Below are 23,147 nucleotides of genomic sequence, written 5' to 3'. Positions count from 1 at the left end.
ATAAATTATTCGTTTTTTTGTTTTTCATAAAAGCAATAGTAAGAAGGTGAAGAAAGTTTTAATCGCTATCATATTCCTCATTGTAAGTTGTAGTGTATTTGCCCAGAAGCAAAAAATTAACTACCTCACAACTTTTGATGATAAGCTTTTTCATTTTGGGTTTACCATTGGGATGAATACCCTCGACTTTAATGTGGTAAATTTCAACCCGATTGGAGAGAACCCCGACTTTCAGCCTTATCCGCTTGATGGTATTATTTGGGATACTGATATTCGTTCTGATGTTGCCACTTTAATACCTGGATTTACAGTTGGTATTATTACCAGTATGAGGCTTTCAAAGGATTTTAACCTTCGATTTCTGCCGGGTTTATCGTTTGGCGAACGGCAGTTGACTTTTAATAAGCCGGTAAAAGATATAAATGTTTACGAGGAAGATCTTTCGTTTTATACTATTCGTTCCACCTTTCTTGATTTTCCGTTACTACTAAAATACAAGGCCCGACGTATTAATAACGACCGCCCTTATGTGATTTTTGGTGGTGCTTATCGTCATGATATTTCAAGAACTGCGCAAGAGGATTTGATAAAATTGAAGAACGGAGGTCTTTACGCCGAAGTTGGTGGTGGCTGGGATCATTATTTTGCGTTTTTCAGATTCTCGGTGGAAGCCAAGTTCAGTTTTGGTTTGAACGACCAGTTAGGTGATCTTCCGGCGCCAACACAACGTTTGTATTACGCACAGTCGATTAAAAATCTACGATCAAAGATATTTACACTTTCATTTCATTTTGAATAAGCACGTTTGAACTCGGAGCAAATTATTGCCGTTGCAACCGAAACATTTAACGATTCAGCTTTAACTTTATTCTGAGAAAAATTTGGAATACTAAGCTTGTTGGTAATTTGGTTTTCAACTGCTGGCCTGATTCCGTTTCCTTCGTTTCCCATTACAAGAACGGCTTGCTGTGGCAGTTGTTGCTCGTAAATGTTGTCTCCACTCATAAAGGCACCGAAAAGTGGTGTTTCGGATTTCTGTGCTAAACCGGCAAGTTTCTCAAAAGGGCATTCATGCCGTATAATGCGGTTGAACGATCCCATGCTAGCCTGTATTACTTTTGGATTGTAAAGATCAACACAGTCGGACGAACAGAAAATATGTTGAATACCGTACCAGTCGCAAATTCTTACAATTGTTCCCATATTGCCCGGATCCTGAATCCCGTCGAGATAGATGGATAAACCATCGGGTAGTTTATCCGAGAAGACTGGTTTTTTAGGAATTTGACAAACTGCCAAACTGTTTTGCGGATGCTGAAGAAGACTCACTTTTTTCAGTTCATTGGCATCGGTTTCAACAATTCTATCAGTATTATATTGTGAAATTTGATACCTGTCTAAGAATTGACTTGTGACAATTAATAGCTTGATATTTAGGTCTGAATCCAACGCCTCTTTTACCATTTTATCACCTTCAATAAGAAAAAGGTTTTCTTTCGTGCGGTATTTTTTTAAAGCCAGCGAATTAATAAGTTTTATTGTACTTTTAGCAATCATTTATTTTTGAACTGAATTCATATAATATTTGAGGTAAAGTTACTGTTTCTAAAAAAACACTTGGTTATTTTTGTTGATTAAAATTGTAGGATTTGGTAGAGAAGTATTACAGACAAAAAATAGGAAGCTACAAGTGGATATTTGTTTTATCAGCAATGTTGCTTGCGTCGTGTTCGCAAACTCGTTTTGTTCCGGAGCAAGAGTACTTGCTGCAAAAAGTGGAGCTCGAGATTGACAATCCGGATGTGAGCAGGGAAGAAGCCAAATCCGTTTTGCGACAAAAAGAAAACTATAAGATTCTGGGCTTTATAAAATTCTACTTGTTGTTGTATAATATGTCGTCGAAGAAGAAGACTGACGATTGGCTAAAACGAATTGGTGAACCACCGCAATTATACGATCAGGTTATGGCCGAACGTTCGGCCGAGCAATTGGAGCGATACATGGGTCAACGTGGCTATTATCAGGCAAAAATTAACCAGGACGTTAAGCTCAATGAAAAGAAGCAAAAGGTAAAACTCAAATTCTCGGTTGAATCTGGCGATCAGTATAAAATTCGAAAAGTTAACTACCATTTCGAAACGCCGGAGCTGCAAACCATTTTTTTTAACGATTCGGCCAAATACCAGTTGCGGGCCGGCAGCCCGTTCGATATATATGAACTGGAAAAACAACAGAAAAGAATCGTTAAACTATACCAAAACAATGGCTACTATTATTTCTCCAATAACCAGGTGCGTTATCTTGCCGATTCTACATTGTACGACAAACAGGTAATTCTCGATCTTTTTATTGGGGAAAACCGGGCGAGCCAGGTGGATAGTTTGAGATTATTGAAGCCTTATTACCTCAATAACTTTTACTATTCGGTTATGCCCGGAAATACTCCGGTAACTGCTGGCCGCGAACAAGCCTTTAATTTCTCGGATACACTGTTCTGGGATAACTCAATACTTTACGCCAACGATCAGATTTCATATCCGCCGGGGCTTTTTATCCGGACAAACCAAATGCAGAGTGGCGATCTTTATAATATTACTGAAGTTGAAAATACCTTTAATGCGCTGAACCGATTACGTCAGTTTCGGTTTGTAGATATTCAGTTTGAAGAGGCTTACCCGGAACAAGACTCAAATTTGCTAAATTGCAATATTCGTTTGGCGCCTTTAAACAAGCAATCAACTTCGTTTGATATTGAAGGGACAAATACTTCCGGGAATCTTGGTGTAGCAGGTAATATCTATTATCAGCACCGAAATTTATTTAAAGGCGCAGAAGTGTTTCAGTTAAGATTAAAAGGTGCAACCGAAAGGCTTCACCGAAAAGTTCCGGGAGGTTCAGAGGCTTTTAATACACGTGAGTTTGGTATTGAGTCGAGCCTGATGGTGCCTAAACTGCTGGGACCAGCTAAATACATTAGAAGTTTTGGAAGATATTTACCAAAAACCGTTTTTACTGCCGGTTATAATTACCAGCGCCGGCCGGAATACACGCGCACCATTACAAACTTTAAATTTGGTTACGACTGGAAAACATCACAAAATTACCAGCATCTTTGGAATTTTCTAGATGTAAATGTGGTTCGTTTGTACGAATTCGATCCTGAATTTATTAATTCGATCCAGGATCTTTATATCAAAAGTAGTTTTACCGATCACTTGATCTTTGCAATGAACTACTCCCTGATTTTTAATAATCAGCGGCTTACGTCAAATAGAAATTATACCTACGCAAGACTGAACGTCGAGTCGTCGGGAAATTTACTTTGGGCATTATCAGAACTAGCCGGAAGGGATCTTACGTATAGGCAAGATTCTGTTACTCAGGAAACCTCTGAGTATTACAAAGTCTTTGATGTTCGTTTTGCCCAGTATGTTAAAGCCGATGTGGAATTGAGGAAAGCGTTTCAGATTGATCGATATAATTATGTAGTAGGCAGATTATTTGCAGGAGTTGGATTCCCGTATGGAAATTCGCCCTTTTTGCCTTTTGAGAAGCAATATTTTGCCGGAGGTGCAAATGGGATCAGGGCGTGGCAAGTTCGCTCATTGGGGCCGGGTACATACCAGCCTGAAAATGAGAATGCTTATCCAAACCAATCTTCCGATATTAAATTGGAGGCGAATCTCGAGTATCGTTTTCGTTTGTTAGGTTCGCTCGAAGGCGCCCTGTTTGTAGATGCCGGAAACATTTGGGCAATAAATAGCAGTGATAACAGGGAGGGGGCGGTGTTTAAAGTGAATAAGTTTTACAGGCAGTTTGCTGTTGGTACAGGTACCGGTTTCCGTTTCGATTTATCTTATTTTATTTTGCGTACTGATATTGGGATGAAACTTCGTGATCCGGCAGCAAATAAAGGAGAACGATGGATTATTGGCAACCGAGGATATAAAGGAGACGACTTTACTTTTTCTTTTGCTATTGGATATCCATTCTAAATCTTTTGCTAATAAAAGTAATTCTGACTCGTTTTTTTGTTGGGTGTGCTTGTTATGTATATTTTTTTTGCATTTTTGAGGCTGAAATTTTTACAGATTGTTAGTTAAAGGAGCATTCAGCTCTCAAAATATTAATTTATATGTCAAATCTTCCTTCGGGTAACCGCGATTCATTTAGTTCAAAGTTTGGTGTAATAGCCGCTGCGGCCGGTTCGGCTGTTGGCTTAGGAAATATATGGCGGTTCCCGCTGGTAACTACTCAAAATGGCGGAGGTGCGTTTTTGCTGCTTTATATTGGGTTTATTCTTTTTATCGGTATTCCGGTTATGCTTTCAGAATTTACAATAGGAAGACGAGCCCAACTTAATGTATTTGGTTCTTTTAAAAAACTTGCACCCGGAACACCTTGGTATTTGGTTGGTTTTTTAGGCATACTTACGGCTTTTGCTATTTTGGCATTTTACAGCACGGTTGCCGGTTGGACACTCGAATACCTGGTTCAGGCTATTTCCGGAAAATTGTTGCATACACAAGATATGGAAAAGAATTTTGCTGATTTTAGCACACATCCATATCGTCCGATAATCTGGCAACTGGTTTTTATGTTGCTAACTGCATTTGTTGTTTATGCCGGAATTAAGAAAGGAATTGAGAAGTTTACGAAAATATTAATGCCAGTTTTACTGGTTCTGATCATATTTGTGGTAATTCGTTCGATATCGTTACCGGGTGCAGGCGAAGGAGTAAAATACCTTTTCGTTCCCGACTGGAGTGCGGTCAATTTTAAAACTGTTCTAATGGCGTTGGGGCAGGCGGCTTTTTCGTTAAGTATTGGCATGGGAACACTTGTTACCTACGGTTCATATATACGAAAAGATAATAACCTGTTAAAAACTTCAGCACAGGTGGCCTTAGCCGATACCAGCATCGCTATTCTGTCAAGTTTGATGGTAATACCCGCAATTTTCGCCTTCTCAGCAGGAACAATTGATCAGATGTCGCCTGGTCCGGGATTAGTTTTTGAAGTTTTGCCTAATGTTTTTAAGTCAATGCCCGGCGGTATAATATTTTCAATCATCTTCTTTTTTCTGCTAAGTGTTGCTGCATTAACATCAACTATTTCAGTACTTGAGGTTGTTGTTGCCTATTTAAAAGAAGAACTAAAATTCTCACGTGGTAAAGCCACGCTTATTGGTTCAATATCCATTAGTATTTTAGGTGTTTTGGCAACAATGTCTTTTGGCCCTCTCGCAGATTTTCAAATTTTCGGATATACTATCTTCGGTCTATTAAACTATGCCTCGGCAAATATTATGCTAACATTTGGTGCACTACTAATTGTTGTATTTGTAGGATGGCGAATGAGAAAAATTGCCTTCATGGAAGAGATTAGCAATAAAGGGCAATTGGTTTCAGTTATGTTTACGATTGTGTTCTTTATTATTCGTTTCATTGCACCAATTGCCATCGGAATTATTGCTGTGGCTGCGTTGTTTATGGAAGGATTGACGGGATAAGACAATATAAAAGGTAAAAAGAACAGTTTAAGTTGTCGTATTTTAAGTTGATTTAATGAGCCCAATAGTATAAATTAGCATACTCATTAATTTTCCTGAATGCGATGAGAAAAATCTGGCTCAAAATAAAAAATGGATTTCTTTCCTACTCCAGAGGTGACCGTGTAGGAATACTTATATTATCAATATTGATGCTTATATTGGTGGGGGGTAACGTTTTTATCAAAAGAACAAGTCCTGAACCCTATTACACTCAGGAACAATTTGATGAGATACAAGCGCAATGGAATGCAGTTTTACAAGCGAAAGAAAATGGGCCGGAAAAGTCATTAAGTCTTTTTAGTTTTAATCCCAATACTATAGGGGAGAGCGCGCTTGATTCATTGGATTTACCCCAGCAAATTAAGCGTAACCTGATCAGGTATCGTGCAGCCGGAGGAGGTTTCAAATCAAAAAATGATTTGCAGAAGCTCTACGGAATGAGTGATTCGGTATTTGAGCAAATTGCGCCTTTTATTGATATTCCAAAACCCATAACAAAAGCACAATCAAAAACGGTCCAAAAAATAGAAGAAAAGCAACCTACTGGATTTTTCGATCCGAATACAGCCAGCAAAAAGGAACTGGAAGATCTTGGTCTAAATTCTTTTCAGGCCAATAATATTGTGTCGTATCGAAATAGCGGTGGAAGTTATAAACAGGCAGAGGATCTTTTAAAGATATATGGGCTCGACTCGGCCACCTATAAGGGTATTTCTCCTTATGTGAAGATTAATGCAATGGTGGAGGCTGAAAAGGTGTTCTCGGAAGAACTAATAATGGTTGAATTAAATAGTGCGGATACTTCAGATCTTATTAAACTCAAAGGAATAGGCTCTGTATTCGCATCAAGGATTATAAAATACCGTAATTTGCTTGGTGGCTTCTGTAGTGCCAATCAATTAATGGAAGTTTATGGATTTACGGAAGAAATGTTTTCTGCCATTCAACCATCAATTACGATTGATACTGCGACCATAAAACCGATAAGGATTAACTTTGCCGAATATGCAGAAATGATCAGACATCCATATTTTGATAAAGCAAACGTAAACACAATACTAAATGAAAAGGATAAAAACGGACCGATAGAAAATTTAAGCGATTTAGAGAAGCTTGAATCTGTTGATGCCGAGTTTGTTGAAAAAATAAGGCCATATGTTACCTGCCGTTAAAAATATGAAAACTATTTTTTCGCGATAGGAAATATTATTTTTTTACTTTAAATTTGAAATACTATGAATTATTTCTAAATTTGCGCCTCAATTTTTAAAATGAAATTCCGAAAGATATGATTATTATTCCGGTAAAAGAAGGCGAAAATATTGAAAGAGCTTTAAAAAGGTTCAAGAGAAAATTCGAGAAAACTGGCGTTATTAAAGAGTTACGTGATCGTCAGAAGTTCACTAAGCCTTCTGTAAGAAGAAGGGAAGAATTGAAAAAGGCAGCATACGTACAAGGTTTGCAGCAACAGGAAGACTAAAGTTTTCTTTGGTGATTCCTGAATTATTAGTTTTAGATGGCCAATGAGTTATCAGGAATCGTTTATCAATTTTTTGAAGTATGAGAAGAGATATTCTCCTCATACGGTGAAAGCATATAAAAAAGACCTCGATCGGTTTGTGGAATTTTGCACAAAAATGGTCGGGGATTTTATTGTTAATGATGTTGATTTAAAACTATTGCGTTCTTGGGTGGTGTTCTTAATGGAGAACGATTATAGTCCGCGGTCGGTAAGCAGAATGGTAACGGCGGTTAAGTCGTTCTATAACTATTTGCTCCGCGAGCAGATTGTCGATAGTAATCCGGCTGTAAATGTTCCGCTTCCAAAAATTAGGAAGAAGCTACCAAATTTCGTTGAAGAAAATAATCTGAATCACTTATTGGATGATGATCTTTTTGATAAAGGATTCAGAGGGAAGCGAGATAAGTTGATCATTTCTTTGTTTTATGGAACCGGTATTCGTTTGGCCGAGTTAATGAACCTAAAAGATCAGGATTTTAACACGGTCGAGTATTTAATAAAAGTACTTGGGAAAAGAAATAAGGAAAGGATTATTCCATATCCAAGAGAAATTAACCAATTGTTTAATGATTACGTAAAAGTTAGAAATGAAGAAATCGTAAACAATAATGGCTATTTATTTGTAACGGAAAAAGGAAAGCAGATCTACGAAAAGCTAGTTTACCGTGTTGTAAAAAATAATTTGTCCAGGGTGACTTCCCTTGAAAAGAAAAGTCCGCATGTTTTGAGGCACACTTATGCAACCCATTTGTTGAATAATGGTGCTGATCTTAATGCAGTAAAAGAATTGCTGGGACATGCAAATTTGGCAGCAACTCAGGTGTATACGCATACAACCTTCGAGAAGCTGCAACAAAGTTATAAACAAGCCCACCCTCGTGGTGGTAAAAATGATTAATTATGGAAGTGAAAATTAATTCAGTGCATTTTAACGCCGACCAAAAGTTGGTGGAATTCGTAAACAAAAAAGTAAATAAACTGGATACTTTTTTTGATGGCATACTAAAGGTGGAGGTGATCTTGAAGGTTGCCAAGCCGGAAGCAGCAAAAAATAAAGTTTCTGAGTTAAAACTTTCCATTCCTTCACAAGATTATTTGTTCGCCAAAAAGCAAGCAGATACATTTGAAGAAGCAACAGATTTAGCCATTGATGCGATTAAGAAACAGCTTGTTAAATACAAGGAAAAACTCAAGAGTAAATAATATTTAAAAATTATACTATAACCTTTAGTTTTTTAAAATAATATTTTTACATTTGCACACCCTTTTTAGGGGCGTTCTGAAGACAGCTGAAAACGTAATGCTTTGCAGAGATGTGAAGCTTTAGAAATGATTATTTGATTTTTAACTTTGCAAAAAGTAAATTGAGAAAATCAAAAAAAAAGCGCACGAGTAGAGAAAAATATTCGGTTGTTTGGGAAAAAGTTGTAATTTTGCACGGCATTTTGCCAGTAGACAATAAGCGGGAATAGCTCAGTTGATAGAGCATTAGCCTTCCAAGCTAAGGGTCGCGGGTTTGAGTCCCGTTTCCCGCTCAGAACAGAGATTGGAATTTTGAATAAGTAATTGTTCATAATTCCCGTCTCTTTGTGTGTTTTAGGCCGGAGTAGCTCAGGGGTAGAGCGCATCCTTGGTAAGGATGAGGTCACGAGTTCAATTCTCGTCTTTGGCTCAGATGATTTAAAAGATAATAAATTAAAATTTTGCAATTATGGCTAAAGAACATTTTAACAGGGACAAGGACCATGTAAACATTGGTACTATTGGCCACGTTGATCATGGTAAAACTACCTTGACAGCCGCTATTACTACAGTTTTAGCAAAAAAAGGCTTTTGTGAAATAAAAGCATTTGATCAAATTGACAACGCTCCTGAGGAGAAAGAAAGGGGTATTACAATTAACACGGCTCACGTTGAGTATGAAACAGCTACGCGTCACTATGCACACGTTGACTGTCCTGGTCACGCTGACTACGTGAAGAATATGGTAACTGGTGCTGCCCAGATGGACGGTGCTATTATCGTTGTTGCGGCTACTGATGGTCCTATGCCACAGACTCGCGAGCACATCCTTCTTGCACGTCAGGTAAACGTTCCTCGTTTGGTTGTATTCATGAACAAAGTGGATATGGTTGACGATGAAGAGTTATTAGAGCTTGTAGAAATGGAAATTCGCGAGTTGTTAGACTTCTACGAATTCGACGGTGATAACACACCTGTTGTACAAGGTTCTGCTCTTGGTGGATTGAACGGTGAGCCAGAATGGGAAGAAAAAATTCTGGAATTGATGGACGCTTGCGATACTTGGATTCCACTTCCTCCACGTGATGTTGATAAACCATTCTTGATGCCTGTTGAGGACGTATTCTCAATTACAGGTCGTGGTACTGTTGCTACAGGTCGTATCGAAACTGGTGTTATTCACACAGGTGACGAGATGCAGTTGATCGGTCTTGGAGCTGAAGGTCGTAAGACAGTTTGTACTGGTGTTGAGATGTTTCGTAAGATTTTGGACGACGGTATGGCAGGTGACAACGTAGGTTTGTTGTTGCGTGGTGTAGACAAGAAAGAAATTAAACGCGGACAGATTTTGGCAAAACCTGGTTCAATCACTCCTCACAACAAATTCAAAGCTGAGGTTTACGTATTGAAAAAAGAAGAAGGTGGACGTCACACTCCATTCCATAACAAATACCGTCCTCAATTCTACTTACGTACATTAGACGTAACTGGTGAGATTCACCTGGAAGAAGGTCGCGAAATGGTTATGCCTGGCGATAACGTTACTATTGAAGTAGATTTGATTTACCCGGTAGCATTAAACGTAGGTCTTCGTTTCGCAATTCGCGAAGGAGGACGTACCGTAGGTGCTGGTCAGGTAACTGAAATTCTTTAATTTTAAGATATAAGGAAATTAGAATTAATCCCGGGTTCCGGCCCGGGATTATTTTCGGTTGAAACTCGTAAATGGGGTGGTTGGATAAACAGTAAGTTCGAATCTTACCTTCCGAGCTAAATAAGTTACATTAGAATGAAACTAAAAATATATTTACAAGAGGCCTATGACGAGCTTGTGCATAAAGTTACATGGCCTACTTGGAAAGAGCTACAAAGTAGCGCCTTGGTAGTAATGATTGCTTCCTTTATAATATCATTAGTTATCTTCGTTATGGATCTGACATTCAGAAACATAATGGATTTTATTTATGGATTATTTTATTAATCAAAACCCTTAAGGCTATATGAGCGAAAATAGTAAAAAATGGTATGTTCTACGTGCTATTGGTGGCAAAGAGAAGAAGGTTAAAGAATATATCGAGAACGAAATCGCGGTAGGAGACCTCAAAGGGTATGTAGATCAGGTTTTAATACCAACCGAAAAAGTTTATCAGATCCGAAATGGTAAAAAAATCAGTAAGGAACGAAACTTTTTCCCGGGATATGTTTTAATCGAAGCTGCTTTAGTGGGTGAAGTTACACACACACTAAGGAATTTTCCTAACGTAATCGGATTCTTAGGCGACACCAAAGGTGGAGATCCGGTGCCGATGCGGCAGAGCGAGGTAAACAGGATTTTAGGTCGTGTGGATGAATTAGCAGAAACCGACGAAGAACTCAATATCCCATTTGTGGTAGGAGAAACTGTAAAAGTAATCGACGGACCATTCAACGGCTTTAACGGAACCATTGAAGAAATCAATGAGGAGAAGAAAAAGCTGCAGGTGATGGTGAAGATTTTTGGACGTAAAACTCCTTTAGAACTTAGCTTTATGCAAGTTGAAAAGGAATAGTAACGCTTTAATTTATTGTTATGGCGAAAGAAGTTGCTGGATTAATTAAATTACAGATTAAAGGTGGTGCGGCTAATCCTTCACCACCGGTGGGACCAGCATTGGGTGCCAAAGGAGTAAATATTATGCAGTTCTGTAAGCAGTTTAATGGTCGTACACAAGACCAGGCAGGGAAAGTACTTCCTGTTATTATAACTGTTTATGCAGACAAGTCTTTTGACTTCATAATCAAACAACCTCCTGTGGCGGTTCAATTATTGGAAGCGGCAAAACTGAAAAGTGGTTCACCAGAGCCTCACATTAATAAAGTGGGTTCGGTAAACTGGGAACAGGTAAAACAAATTGCCGAAGGCAAAATGTCTGACCTGAACTGTTTTACAGTTGAGTCTGCGATGAAAATGGTAGCTGGAACTGCCAGAAGTATGGGAATCACTGTTAAAGGTGCTTCACCATTCAATAACTAAAAATATCTTTTACGATGGGCAGAATTACGAAAAATCAAAAAGCGTCTTTGGATAAACTCGAAAAAGGAAAAGCTTACTCTATCGAAGAAGCATCGAAGCTGGTGAAAGAAATTACATTTACCAAATTTGATGCATCGATTGATATCGATGTAAGGCTTGGAGTTGATCCTAGAAAAGCTAACCAGATGGTTAGGGGCGTAGTTTCGTTACCCCATGGGACAGGTAAAGAGGTACGCGTTTTGGCAATGGTTACTCCTGACAAAGAGCAGGAAGCCAAAGATGCCGGAGCCGACTATGTAGGACTCGACGATTACGTTGAGAAAATAAAAGGTGGTTGGACTGATGTTGATGTAGTTATCACTATGCCTCCCGTTATGGGAAAAGTTGGGCAGTTAGGACGTATTTTAGGTCCTCGTGGTTTAATGCCAAACCCCAAAAGTGGTACGGTAACTATGGAAGTTGGAAAAGCTATCGCCGAAGTAAAACAAGGTAAGATTGATTTTAAAGTTGATAAATTTGGTATTGTTCATACTACAATCGGGAAAGTATCTTTCTCGGCTGATAAGATTAAAGACAATGCCTTAGAGTTTCTCAACACGATAAACAAACTTAAACCTGTTGCTGCGAAAGGAACCTACATTAAGAGTATCTATTTATCAAGTACCATGAGCCCTGGTATTCAAGTAGAAGCTAAGTCGTTTGCAGAATAAAAATGAGGAATTATGAAGAGTTCAGAGAAACAAGTTATTATTAATCAGTTACAAGAACAGATAGATTCATACGAGCATTTTTACCTGACGGACATACAAGGCTTAAATGCTGAAAATACCAGCGATTTAAGGAGACTATGTTTCAGCCAAGATGTAAAACTGGTTGTTGTTAAGAATACTCTACTACGAAAAGCTCTTGAGAACTCTGCTAAAGAGACTGAAGAGATTTTTGATGCGCTTAAGGGAAACACCACAGTAATGTTTTCTTCAAACGGTAATGCACCGGCTAAATTGATTAAAGACTTCGCTAAAAAGCACAAAAAGCCTGTATTAAAGGCTGCTTATGTTGAAGAGTCAATTTATATGGGAGCTGACCAATTGGAGGCATTAATTGCCGTTAAATCTAAAAACGAGCTTATTGCTGATGTTGTTGCCCTGTTACAATCACCAATGAAAACTGTTCTCGGACAGTTAGAATCTGGTGGTAATACAATTCACGGTGTTCTTGATACACTGAAAGCGAAAGAATAATTTTTTTGAAATAATATTTAAAAAGAAATAAAAATGGCAGATTTAAAACAGCTTGCAGAAGAGTTGGTAAACTTGACTGTTAAAGAGGTTAACGAATTAGCTGGTATTCTAAAAGACGAATATGGTATTGAACCAGCTGCTGCTGCAGTAGCAGTTGCAGGTCCGGCTGCAGGTGGTGGCGAAGAAGCCGCTGCTGAACAAACTGAATTTGACGTAGTTTTAAAAGCTGCAGGAGGCTCTAAGCTGGCAGTTGTTAAACTCGTTAAAGAACTAACTGGTCTTGGTCTGAAAGAAGCCAAAGCAGTTGTCGATGAAGCTCCAAAAGCGCTTAAAGAAAAAGTTTCGAAAGACGAAGCAGAAGCTTTAAAAGCACAGCTAGAAGAAGCTGGAGCAGAAGTTGAAGTAAAATAAGCAAATACCTAAGATTTAGGTTATATGGTTTAGAACCCATCGGAAGTTGGGTTCTAAACCTTTTTGTGTATTTATCTTTTATATAATTAACCTGTATAAATGCATGTCAGTACAAGCAAAAAAAGAGAGGATTAATTTTTCCTCAACACAAACCAGGTTTGATTACCCTGACTTCTTGGAAGTACAAGTTAAATCATTTAAAGATTTTTTTCAGTTAAAAACCACGCCTGACAAAAGGAAAATCGAGGGTTTATACAGAGTTTTTGAAGAAAATTTTCCAATTTCGGATACTCGAAATAATTTCGTATTGGAATTTATCGACTATCAGGTCGATCCTCCTCGATACTCTATAGACGAGTGTATAGAACGTGGTTTAACTTTTAGCGTACCGCTAAAAGCAAAATTGAAACTCTATTGTACCGATCCGGAACACGAAGATTTTGACACCGTGATTCAGGATGTATATTTAGGAACTGTGCCATACATGACCGACAGAGGTACCTTTATTATAAATGGTGCCGAGCGGGTTATCGTTTCTCAGTTGCACAGATCTCCGGGTGTATTCTTTGGTCAAAGTTTACATGCCAACGGTACAAAACTATATTCAGCACGTGTCATTCCTTTTAAAGGATCGTGGATTGAATTTGCTACCGACATCAACAGTGTGATGTTTGCATACATCGACAGGAAAAAGAAATTACCTGTAACCACATTATTGCGTGCTATTGGCTACGAAAGCGATAAAGATGTACTGGAAATATTCGATCTGGCAGACGAAGTAAAAGTTTCTAAGTCAGGTTTAAAGAAAGTAATAGGTAGAAAACTAGCAGCCCGTGTATTGAAATCGTGGGTTGAAGATTTTGTTGATGAAGATACCGGTGAAGTTGTATCGATCGAGCGTAACGAAGTAATTATTGATCGTGAAACAGACATTGAAGAAAGTCATATTGAAGAAATTCTTGAATCGGGTGTAAAAACCATTCTGTTACATAAAGAAGATCAAAACCAGCAAGACTTTGCTATTATTTACAACACGCTTCAAAAAGATCCATGTAACTCGGAAAAAGAAGCTGTTCTTCATATCTACCGTCAGTTGCGTAACGCAGAACCGCCCGATGAAGCGACTGCTCGCGACGTTATTGATAAACTGTTCTTCTCGGATAAGAGATACGACCTTGGAGAAGTTGGTCGTTACAGAATCAATAAAAAATTAGGAATTGATCTGGACACGGAAAACCGTGTACTAACAAAAGTCGACATCATTGAGATTATCAAGAATCTGATTCAGTTGGTAAACTCAAAAACCGATGTTGATGATATTGACCACTTAAGTAACCGTAGGGTACGTACAGTAGGCGAGCAAATGTACAACCAGTTTGGTGTAGGTTTAGCGCGTATGGCACGTACTATTCGCGAACGCATGAATGTTCGCGATAATGAAGTGTTTACTCCGATTGATTTGATTAACTCGAAAACTTTATCTTCGGTAATCAACTCCTTCTTCGGAACAAATGCATTGTCGCAGTTTATGGATCAAACCAACCCACTGGCAGAAATGACACACAAACGTCGTATGTCAGCTTTAGGTCCTGGTGGTCTCTCGCGCGAACGGGCAGGTTTCGAGGTTCGTGACGTTCACTTTACACACTACGGTCGTTTATGTCCTATTGAAACACCTGAAGGACCAAACATTGGTTTGATTTCTTCTTTATGTGTTTTCGCAAAAATTAACGATCTCGGATTTATCTCAACACCATACCGAAAAGTATCGGAAGGAGTTGTTGATCTTTCTGAAACTGGTGCTGTTTACCTTACTGCCGAAGAGGAAGAAGGTAAAATTATTGCACAGGCGAATGCGCCAATTGCGGAGGATGGGAAATTCGTTAACGAACGTGTAAAAGCACGTTTGGATGGTGACTATCCTGTTGTTGAGGCCGGAGAGGTTGAGCTGATGGACGTTGGCCCCAACCAGATTGCTTCTGTTGCAGCATCACTTATTTCGTTCCTTGAGCACGATGATGCAAACCGGGCGTTGATGGGATCGAACATGATGCGCCAGGCTGTACCACTGCTCCGTCCTGAAGCACCTGTTGTAGGTACCGGTCTGGAAGGCGGTGTTGCTAAAGACTCGGAAGTTATGGTATGTGCCATATCTGATGGTGTTATTGAATTTGTTGATGCGAAACAGATTATCGTTCGTTACGATATGACGGAAGAAGATCGCTTTGTGAGCTTCGAACCGGAGGTTGTAACATATAATCTGCAAAAATATACTAAAACGAACCAAGGTACTACAGTTGACTTGAAACCAATTGTAGTTAAAGGTCAGCGCGTATTTAAAGATGAGATTCTTACAGAAGGATATGCAACCGACAAAGGCGAGCTGGCTCTTGGACGAAACCTGCAAGTGGCATTTATGCCATGGCAGGGATATAACTACGAGGATGCAATTGTAATCTCGGAGCGTATTGTTCGCGAAGATGTTTTCACATCAGTACATGTTGATGAATACACTTTGGAAGTGCGTGATACTAAACGTGGAGTTGAAGAATTTACTTCGGATATTCCTAACGTTAGCGAAGAAGCAACAAGAAATCTTGATGAGAATGGACTGATTAGGGTTGGAGCCGATGTTAAACCTGGCGATATCCTTATCGGAAAGATTACTCCAAAAGGAGAATCTGATCCTTCTCCGGAAGAAAAACTGCTACGTGCAATCTTTGGTGATAAAGCAGGTGATGTTAAAGATGCATCACTAAAAGCATCTCCTTCACTAAAAGGTGTTGTAATCGACAAAAAATTGTTCTCGCGTGTAGCGAAAGACAAAAAAGGTAAAGCAACAAAAACATTGCTCGACCAGATCGATGAGAAACTGGAAAAGGAAATTGCAGTACTTCGCGTAAAACTTGAGGATAAGCTTTTTAATTTGGTAAATGGTAAAACTTCGCAAGGAGTAAAAGACTATTACGGAACAGAGTTTATTCCAAAAGGTGTTAAGTTTACACTGAAGCAATTACAAGAACTGGATTATGTGAATATCGATCCTTCAAAATGGACCACTGATAAAGCCAAAAATGATTTGATTTTCAGATTGGTGAACAACTACATTATGAAGCAGAAAGAAGCAGAAGCCGTTTCACGTCGCGAGCGTTACAACGTAACTATCGGTGATGAGCTTCCTGCAGGTATTATTCAGTTGGCAAAAATTTATATTGCTAAAAAGCGTAAACTGCAAATTGGTGATAAAATGGCAGGTCGACACGGTAACAAAGGTATTGTTTCGCGTGTGGTACGTGCAGAAGATATGCCATTCCTTGCCGACGGAACACCAGTTGATATTGTATTGAACCCACTTGGTGTACCATCACGAATGAACCTTGGGCAGATTTACGAAACTGTACTTGGATGGGCTGGTAAAGAGCTTGGTTTGAAATTTGCAACACCGATTTTTGATGGTGCAAGTTTGGATGAGATTTCGGAGTACACCGATAAGGCAGGAATTCCACGTTTTGGAGAAACCCGCCTGGTAAACGGTGAAACCGGTGAGCCATTCGACCAGCCTGCAACAGTTGGTATTATTTACATGATGAAACTGGGCCACATGGTTGAAGACAAAATGCACGCACGTTCAATCGGACCTTACTCATTAATTACGCAGCAGCCATTAGGTGGTAAAGCACAGTTTGGTGGTCAGCGTTTTGGTGAAATGGAAGTTTGGGCACTCGAAGCATTTGGTGCTTCACATATACTTCAGGAAATTCTTACCGTTAAGTCAGACGACGTAATGGGAAGAGCAAAAGCTTACGAATCGATTGTGAAAGGTGAGCCGATGCCACAACCAGGAATTCCGGAGTCGCTGAATGTACTACTTCACGAACTACGCGGACTTGGTCTGAGCGTTAGAATGGAGTAGAATAAGTTAGGTGCAGTTTTAATTTGATAGTTAATTTGAATTATGGCATTCAAAAAAGATAATAAAGCAAAAACTAGTTTCTCAAAAGTTTCGGTAAGCCTTTCATCTCCTGAAGAAATTCTGGAGAGATCGTTTGGTGAAGTACTGAAGCCTGAAACAATTAACTACAGAACATATAAACCTGAACGTGATGGTTTGTTTTGTGAGCGTATTTTCGGACCGGTAAAAGACTACGAATGTCACTGTGGTAAATACAAACGTATTCGTTATAAAGGAATCGTTTGTGATCGTTGTGGTGTTGAAGTAACTGAAAAGAAAGTACGTCGTGAGCGTATGGGACACATCTCATTGGTGGTTCCGGTAGCTCACATTTGGTATTTCAAATCGTTGCCTAACAAAATTGGGTACCTGCTTGGTTTACCTACCAAAAAGCTGGATACCATTATTTATTACGAACGCTATGTTGTTATCCAGGCTGGTGTAAAACATCAGGATGGTGTTAAAGAGTTGGATTTCCTAACTGAAGAAGAGTATCTGGATATTCTGGACACACTTCCAAAAGAAAATCAATTCCTTGATGATGACGATCCAAATAAGTTTATCGCAAAAATGGGTGCTGAGGCACTATTCGATATTCTTAGCCGAATAGAGTTGGACGACTTGTCGTTCACGTTACGTCATAAAGCAAATACAGAAACATCGCAACAGCGTAAAAATGAGGCGTTAAAACGTCTGCAGGTTGTTGAGGCTTTCAGAGCAAGTAAGAACCTTAACCGTCCGGAATGGATGATTGTTCGGGTTGTGCCTGTAATTCCTCCTGATTTGCGTCCGTTGGTACCTCTTGATGGTGGTCGTTTCGCAACGTCAGATTTGAATGACCTGTACCGAAGAGTGATTATCCGTAACAACCGTTTGAAACGATTGATCGAGATTAAAGCTCCCGAGGTAATTTTAAGAAACGAGAAACGAATGTTGCAGGAAGCTGTGGATTCGTTATTCGATAACTCAAGAAAATCTAATGCCGTTAAAACGGAAAACAACCGGGCGCTAAAATCACTGTCTGACAGTTTGAAAGGTAAGCAAGGTCGTTTCCGTCAGAACCTTTTGGGTAAACGTGTTGACTATTCTGCACGTTCTGTTATCGTTGTTGGGCCTAAATTAAGGATCCACGAATGCGGTATTCCAAAAGATATGGCTGCCGAGCTTTACAAACCTTTTGTAATCCGTAAACTGATTGAAAGAGGTATTGTTAAAACAGTAAAATCGGCAAAGAAAATCGTTGACAGAAAAGACCCTGTTGTATGGGAGATTCTTGAAAACGTGTTAAAAGGACACCCTGTAATGTTGAACAGGGCACCTACTTTGCACCGTCTGTCAATTCAGGCATTCCAACCTGTACTTATTGAGGGTAAAGCGATTCAGCTACACCCATTGGTATGTACCGGTTTTAACGCCGACTTCGATGGAGACCAGATGGCGGTTCATTTACCGCTGGGTAATGCTGCAATTTTGGAAGCTCAATTGTTAATGCTTGCTTCGCACAACCTGTTAAACCCTGCTAACGGTGCACCAATTCAGGTACCATCGCAGGATATGGTTCTTGGTCTGTACTACATGACCAAAGCACGTAAAGGTAGCCGCGGAGAAGGAATGACATTCTACTCTGCCGAGGAAGTAACTATTGCGTACGAAGAAAAAGCAATTGATCTTCATGCTGTAATTAAGGTAAAAGTTGAAGATATCGATGAGAATGGTGAGTATTTTAACCACATCATTGAAACGACTGTAGGTCGCGTTCTTTTCAACGAAAATGTGCCACGTCAGGCAGGTTACGTGAACCAGTTGTTGACTAAAAAATCGTTGCGTTCCATTATTACCGACGTATTTAATACAAGTGGTAACGCCATTACAGTTCGATTCCTTGATGATATCAAAAACCTTGGTTATGCTGCTGCATACCGTGGTGGATTGTCGTTCAACCTTGGAGACGTTATCATCCCGGACGATAAAACTGATATTGTAGGAAACGGTTACAACGAGGTTGAAGAGGTAATCAACAACTACAACATGGGTTTCATTACCAATAACGAACGTTACAACCAGGTTATTGATATTTGGACACATGCGAACTCGAAACTTACGCAGTCGGTAATGAAAACAATTAGTACCGACCGTCAGGGATTCAACTCAATTTATATGATGCTTGACTCCGGTGCAAGGGGTTCGAAAGAGCAGATTCGACAGTTGTGTGGAATGAGGGGTTTGATGGCAAAACCACAAAAGTCTGGTTCTACAGGTTCTCAGATTATTGAAAACCCGATTCTTGCAAACTTTAAAGAAGGTCTTTCGGTACTGGAATACTTTATTTCTACTCACGGTGCGCGTAAAGGTTTAGCGGATACCGCCCTTAAAACTGCCGATGCAGGGTACTTAACTCGTCGTTTGGTAGACGTGGCTCAAGATGTTATCATCTCTGAAAACGACTGTGGAACATTGCGAGGATTGATTGCTAACGATGTTAAAAATAATGAAGAAATTGTAGCATCATTATTCGAAAGAATTATTGGGCGTACAACTGTTCATGATATTTACCACCCATTGAATGGTGAATTGATCATCAAATCGGGAGAGGAAATTACAGAAGAGATTGCGAAAGTGATTGAAGACTCGCCAATTGAAAACGTTGAAATTCGTTCGGTATTAACCTGTGAATCGAAAGTTGGTGTTTGTGCCAAGTGTTACGGACGTAACCTGGCAACAGGCAAGAAAGTTCAGAAAGGTGAAGCTACAGGCGTTATTGCAGCACAATCGATCGGTGAGCCGGGTACACAGTTAACACTTCGTACCTTCCACGTAGGGGGTATTGCAGGTAACATCTCGGCTCAATCAACAGTTGAATCGAAATACGATGGATACTGTGAGATTGAAGAACTTCGTTCTGTATCATACAAAGACGATGAAGGACAAGATGTTGAAGTTGTTGTAAGTCGTTTGGCCGAATTAAAGATTATCGATAAAAACACCAATATCCCACTTTCAACACATCCTCTTCCATACGGTTGTAAGCTTTATGTGAAGAACGGTCAGGAAATCCGAAAAGGAGCAATGATTTGTGATTGGGATCCATTTAACGGTGTTATTATTACCGAATTCGATGGTAAAGTTGAGTTTGAGAATCTGATCGACGGGATTACTTTCCGTCAGGAGTCGGATGAACAAACCGGTTACAGCGAGCGTGTAATTATCGAAACAAAAGATAAGACCAAAAACCCAACATTGAAGATTATGGACGATGCCGGAGAAATGATCCGCTCGTACAACCTTCCGGTTGGTGTCACATCTCTGTTGATAATGGAGAAGAAGTTAAAGCAGGTAAGATTCTGGTTAAGATTCCTCGTGCAGCCGGTAAAGCTGGCGATATCACGGGTGGTCTGCCACGTGTTACCGAATTATTCGAAGCGCGTAACCCATCGAATCCTGCAGTTGTTTCAGAGGTTGACGGTGAAATTTCACTGGGTAAGATCAAACGTGGTAATCGCGAGATCATTGTTACAACCAAAAACGGCGATGTGAAGAAATATCTTGTACCGCTGTCGAAACAGATCCTTGTGCAGGAGAACGATTACATTAGGGCAGGTATCTCTTTATCTGATGGAGCAACTACTCCTTCTGATATTCTTGCAATTAAAGGGCCAACTGCTGTTCAGGAATACATTTTGAATGAAGTTCAGGATGTGTACCGTATGCAGGGGGTAAAAATTAACGATAAGCACTTCGAGATTATCATCCGTCAGATGATGCGTAAAGTTGAAATCGTTGATCCGGGTGATACTCGTTTCCTTGAAAAGCAAATAGTAGACAAAAACGAATTCATGTCTGAAAACGACTGGATCTACAACAAAAAAGTTGTTGTTGAACCGGGAGATGCTGAAGGCCTAAAAGCCGGACAGATTATTTCTGCACGCCGTTTGAGAGATGAGAATTCAGGACTTAGAAGAAAAGATAAGGCCTTGATTGAATCGAGGGATGCAATCCCTGCAACATCAAGCCAGATCCTTCAAGGTATTACAAAAGCATCGTTGCAAACACGAAGCTGGTTGTCTGCAGCATCTTTCCAGGAAACAACAAAAGTTCTTAACGAAGCGGCTATCAATGGTAAGATGGATTATCTTGACGGGTTGAAAGAGAACGTAATTTGTGGTCACCTGATTCCGGCAGGTACCGGACTGAAAGAATACAAAAACCTGGTTGTTGGCTCTAAATCAGAGTACGACAGGTTAGTTGATATGAGACATTCGGATGATAGCTAAAAAAGATTATCATGGAAGATAAAAAGCAAAAATCGCAACAGATAAACATTGAATTGAATGAGGATGTAGCGCAGGGAACTTATTCGAACCTGGCAGTTATCACTCACTCAACTTCCGAATTTGTAGTTGATTTTGTCCGGATTATGCCCGGAATTCCAAAAGCGAATGTAAAATCAAGAATTATTCTTACACCGGAACATGCCAAACGTTTATTAATGGCTTTGCAAGATAACGTAGCTAAATTTGAAGCTCAGCATGGCCCAATTAAGAATGTTAAACCGGGTTCTGAAAATTTGCCACCAATGAATTTTGGTGGGCCTACAGCTCAAGCTTAGTAATAAAACAAGCATATTATCAAAAGAGGAATCAGGAATGGTTCCTCTTTTTTTATATAAATAATTAGTGTTGTTAAGGCCATAAAAAAACCGACTCGTTTGTAAACGAATCGGTTCTCAAAATTAATTTGGTTAGATTTGGTTTGAAATCCGAGGATGAAGGTAATAAAATTATCTAAACCCAACAATCAGGGGTAATTCAACTCGTTTATATAAACGCTCTGACGTGGCCTAAAGTCCGTAATAGTGATTGAGTATTTAACACGCTCATTCGTTTAAAAAAGCATCCATTTTATTTACCTGGTTTTTGGCAGCTTTCGGCAATGCAAAAGCGATGGATCGCTCAGTTTTCGGTAATGAAAGACAAGTAAATAGGCCTGAAAACAGCTCGAAAGCCTCAAATTTTAATTAAAATGGTTTTAAATTATTAGCTAGTTTATCGGTACAGAATTTTAGAATATTGAAGTTGATTGTTTTAAAGCATTGTCAGTATTGCCTTTGGACGTGTAAATGTAGTCTGTATGCCTTGACTACTCTGCTTTTTAACAAACATTAAAGGTCTCAGAGTCCTAATCTCTTTGGTTAGTTTTACGCCGATTTCTATATTTGTTAGCTTTCAAATTGCAGGAGTAGCTAAAATCTCCGGCAACAGATCGAAAAAAATAAAGAAATATATATCAATCTACAAAAATCTTATTGAATGAAGGCTTATAACATTATTGTTTTGGCGAAGCAGGTTCCCGACACCAGAAATGTGGGGAAAGATGCGATGAAGGCTGACGGGACGATAAACAGGGCTGTGCTTCCTGCTATCTTTAATCCCGAGGATTTGAATGCTTTGGAACAAGCACTGCGTATAAAAGATCAATTTCCGGAATCAAAAATCAATATTTTAACCATGGGGCCGGGTAGGGCTGCCGATATTATTCGCGAAGGTTTATACCGAGGTGCCGATGGTGGTATTCTGCTTACCGACCGTGCTTTTGCAGGATCGGATACTTTGGCCACGTCGTATGCCATTGGACAAGCGCTAAAGAAAATGGGTAAAATTGACATGATCATCGCAGGCCGTCAGGCAATTGATGGTGATACTGCCCAGGTTGGCCCTCAGGTGGCCGAAAAACTGGGTATGGTGCAAATAACATACGTTGAAGAAGTACTTGATGTAAACGACAAATCTGTTACGGTAAAACGCCGTTTAGAAAATGGTGTGGAAACTGTAAAATGTCCGTTTCCTTTGGTATTAACTGTAAACGGATCGGCACCAGATTGCCGTGCACGTAACGCCAAGCGAATTATGAAATTCAAAAAGGCAAGAACAGTTACTGAACTTCAGAAGGAAAATGAAGATTATACAGCTTTGTACAACGAGCATCCTGATCTGATGATTCAGGAATGGACCGTTAACGATATCGAAACCGACGCATCGCAGCTAGGTCTTACCGGCTCGCCAACCAAAGTTAAAACGGTTGAGAATGTTGTGCTTCAGGCAAAAGATTCAAAAGTAATTTCTGCAGCCGACAAAGAGATTGAAGCCATGATGGTTGATCTAATTAAGAGTCACACAATTGGCTAAGGCCATTAAATGAAATTTAAAATTTGAAGA

20 protein-coding genes and 2 tRNA genes are annotated in these 23,147 nt (G+C 39.5%); 21 read left to right on the top strand and 1 reads right to left on the bottom strand.

What is annotated here, in order from left to right:
* Positions 1 to 46: 46 nt before the first annotated feature.
* Positions 47 to 799: a type IX secretion/gliding motility protein PorT/SprT gene (gene porT, locus G0Q07_RS17555; RefSeq protein WP_163348376.1), complete on the top strand. Its 753-nt coding sequence runs from the start codon at positions 47 to 49 to the stop codon at positions 797 to 799.
* Here porT and G0Q07_RS17550 read toward each other — a convergent pair.
* Positions 787 to 1,557 (bottom strand): RNA methyltransferase, encoded by a 771-nt coding sequence (locus G0Q07_RS17550; RefSeq protein WP_163348375.1) that lies wholly within the window; start codon positions 1,555 to 1,557, stop codon positions 787 to 789. The two genes, porT and G0Q07_RS17550, sit on opposite strands and share 13 nt — an antisense overlap.
* A 92-nt stretch (positions 1,558 to 1,649) precedes the next feature.
* On the opposite strand from G0Q07_RS17550, the gene tamL reads away from it, so the two are divergent.
* From tamL to G0Q07_RS17455, 20 genes are all read left to right on the top strand, one after another.
* Entirely contained in the window at positions 1,650 to 3,995 is a 2,346-nt protein-coding gene (gene tamL, locus G0Q07_RS17545) for a translocation and assembly module lipoprotein TamL (protein WP_163348374.1), read from the top strand.
* A 140-nt stretch (positions 3,996 to 4,135) separates the two neighbouring features.
* Positions 4,136 to 5,512 carry a sodium-dependent transporter gene (locus G0Q07_RS17540; RefSeq protein ID WP_163348373.1) on the top strand — a complete coding sequence of 459 codons (1,377 nt, stop codon included), beginning with the start codon at positions 4,136 to 4,138 and terminating at the stop codon, positions 5,510 to 5,512.
* A gap of 104 nt (positions 5,513 to 5,616) precedes the next feature.
* On the top strand, positions 5,617 to 6,726 hold the full coding sequence (locus tag G0Q07_RS17535) for a helix-hairpin-helix domain-containing protein (protein WP_163348372.1): 1,110 nt from the start codon (positions 5,617 to 5,619) through the stop codon (positions 6,724 to 6,726).
* Between the two features lie 116 nt (positions 6,727 to 6,842).
* Positions 6,843 to 7,034 (top strand): 30S ribosomal protein S21, encoded by a 192-nt coding sequence (gene rpsU, locus G0Q07_RS17530; protein WP_038556031.1) that lies wholly within the window; start codon positions 6,843 to 6,845, stop codon positions 7,032 to 7,034.
* A 43-nt stretch (positions 7,035 to 7,077) separates the two neighbouring features.
* The gene (locus G0Q07_RS17525) at positions 7,078 to 7,974 is read left to right on the top strand and encodes a tyrosine-type recombinase/integrase (protein WP_163348371.1); all 897 of its coding nucleotides are present in this window, start codon (positions 7,078 to 7,080) and stop codon (positions 7,972 to 7,974) included.
* Between the two features lie 2 nt (positions 7,975 to 7,976).
* Complete coding sequence (gene hpf, locus G0Q07_RS17520; protein ID WP_163348370.1) at positions 7,977 to 8,279, top strand: ribosome hibernation-promoting factor, HPF/YfiA family; 303 nt, start codon at positions 7,977 to 7,979, stop codon at positions 8,277 to 8,279.
* A gap of 259 nt (positions 8,280 to 8,538) precedes the next feature.
* Positions 8,539 to 8,611, top strand: a tRNA-Gly gene (locus tag G0Q07_RS17515).
* 65 nt (positions 8,612 to 8,676) lie between these two features.
* A tRNA-Thr gene (locus tag G0Q07_RS17510) sits at positions 8,677 to 8,748 on the top strand.
* A 39-nt stretch (positions 8,749 to 8,787) separates the two neighbouring features.
* The gene (gene tuf / locus G0Q07_RS17505; RefSeq protein ID WP_163348369.1) at positions 8,788 to 9,972 is read left to right on the top strand and encodes an elongation factor Tu; all 1,185 of its coding nucleotides are present in this window, start codon (positions 8,788 to 8,790) and stop codon (positions 9,970 to 9,972) included.
* Between the two features lie 135 nt (positions 9,973 to 10,107).
* Complete coding sequence (gene secE, locus G0Q07_RS17500) at positions 10,108 to 10,299, top strand: preprotein translocase subunit SecE (protein WP_163348368.1); 192 nt, start codon at positions 10,108 to 10,110, stop codon at positions 10,297 to 10,299.
* 19 nt (positions 10,300 to 10,318) lie between these two features.
* Positions 10,319 to 10,867, top strand: coding sequence for a transcription termination/antitermination protein NusG (gene nusG, locus G0Q07_RS17495; RefSeq protein WP_163348367.1), 549 nt, complete (start codon positions 10,319 to 10,321; stop codon positions 10,865 to 10,867).
* A 20-nt stretch (positions 10,868 to 10,887) separates the two neighbouring features.
* Positions 10,888 to 11,331 (top strand): 50S ribosomal protein L11, encoded by a 444-nt coding sequence (rplK, locus tag G0Q07_RS17490; RefSeq protein WP_163348366.1) that lies wholly within the window; start codon positions 10,888 to 10,890, stop codon positions 11,329 to 11,331.
* A 14-nt stretch (positions 11,332 to 11,345) separates the two neighbouring features.
* The gene (rplA, locus tag G0Q07_RS17485) at positions 11,346 to 12,041 is read left to right on the top strand and encodes a 50S ribosomal protein L1 (RefSeq protein WP_163348365.1); all 696 of its coding nucleotides are present in this window, start codon (positions 11,346 to 11,348) and stop codon (positions 12,039 to 12,041) included.
* 12 nt (positions 12,042 to 12,053) lie between these two features.
* A complete protein-coding gene (rplJ, locus tag G0Q07_RS17480) occupies positions 12,054 to 12,572 on the top strand; it encodes a 50S ribosomal protein L10 (RefSeq protein WP_163348364.1) in 519 nt (172 codons plus the stop codon).
* 33 nt (positions 12,573 to 12,605) lie between these two features.
* A complete protein-coding gene (gene rplL / locus G0Q07_RS17475) occupies positions 12,606 to 12,983 on the top strand; it encodes a 50S ribosomal protein L7/L12 (protein ID WP_163348363.1) in 378 nt (125 codons plus the stop codon).
* Positions 12,984 to 13,086: 103 nt separating this feature from the next.
* Positions 13,087 to 16,896 carry a DNA-directed RNA polymerase subunit beta gene (gene rpoB, locus G0Q07_RS17470; protein ID WP_163348362.1) on the top strand — a complete coding sequence of 1,270 codons (3,810 nt, stop codon included), beginning with the start codon at positions 13,087 to 13,089 and terminating at the stop codon, positions 16,894 to 16,896.
* A gap of 42 nt (positions 16,897 to 16,938) precedes the next feature.
* A complete protein-coding gene (gene rpoC, locus G0Q07_RS17465) occupies positions 16,939 to 20,469 on the top strand; it encodes a DNA-directed RNA polymerase subunit beta' (RefSeq protein WP_203532598.1) in 3,531 nt (1,176 codons plus the stop codon).
* Positions 20,466 to 21,206 carry a hypothetical protein gene (locus G0Q07_RS21430; RefSeq protein ID WP_246222930.1) on the top strand — a complete coding sequence of 247 codons (741 nt, stop codon included), beginning with the start codon at positions 20,466 to 20,468 and terminating at the stop codon, positions 21,204 to 21,206. Before rpoC ends, G0Q07_RS21430 begins: the two co-directional genes overlap by 4 nt.
* Positions 21,207 to 21,217: 11 nt before the next feature.
* Positions 21,218 to 21,541 (top strand): DUF3467 domain-containing protein, encoded by a 324-nt coding sequence (locus tag G0Q07_RS17460; RefSeq protein ID WP_163348361.1) that lies wholly within the window; start codon positions 21,218 to 21,220, stop codon positions 21,539 to 21,541.
* Positions 21,542 to 22,241: 700 nt separating this feature from the next.
* Complete coding sequence (locus tag G0Q07_RS17455) at positions 22,242 to 23,117, top strand: electron transfer flavoprotein subunit beta/FixA family protein (protein WP_163348360.1); 876 nt, start codon at positions 22,242 to 22,244, stop codon at positions 23,115 to 23,117.
* The last annotated feature ends 30 nt before the right edge of the window (positions 23,118 to 23,147 follow it).

This window comes from Draconibacterium halophilum (genome assembly GCF_010448835.1).
Classification (GTDB): Bacteria; Bacteroidota; Bacteroidia; order Bacteroidales; family Prolixibacteraceae; genus Draconibacterium; species Draconibacterium halophilum.
The sequence above is the reverse complement of the archived record's forward strand: the minus strand, read 5'-3'. Positions and strand labels throughout refer to the sequence as shown.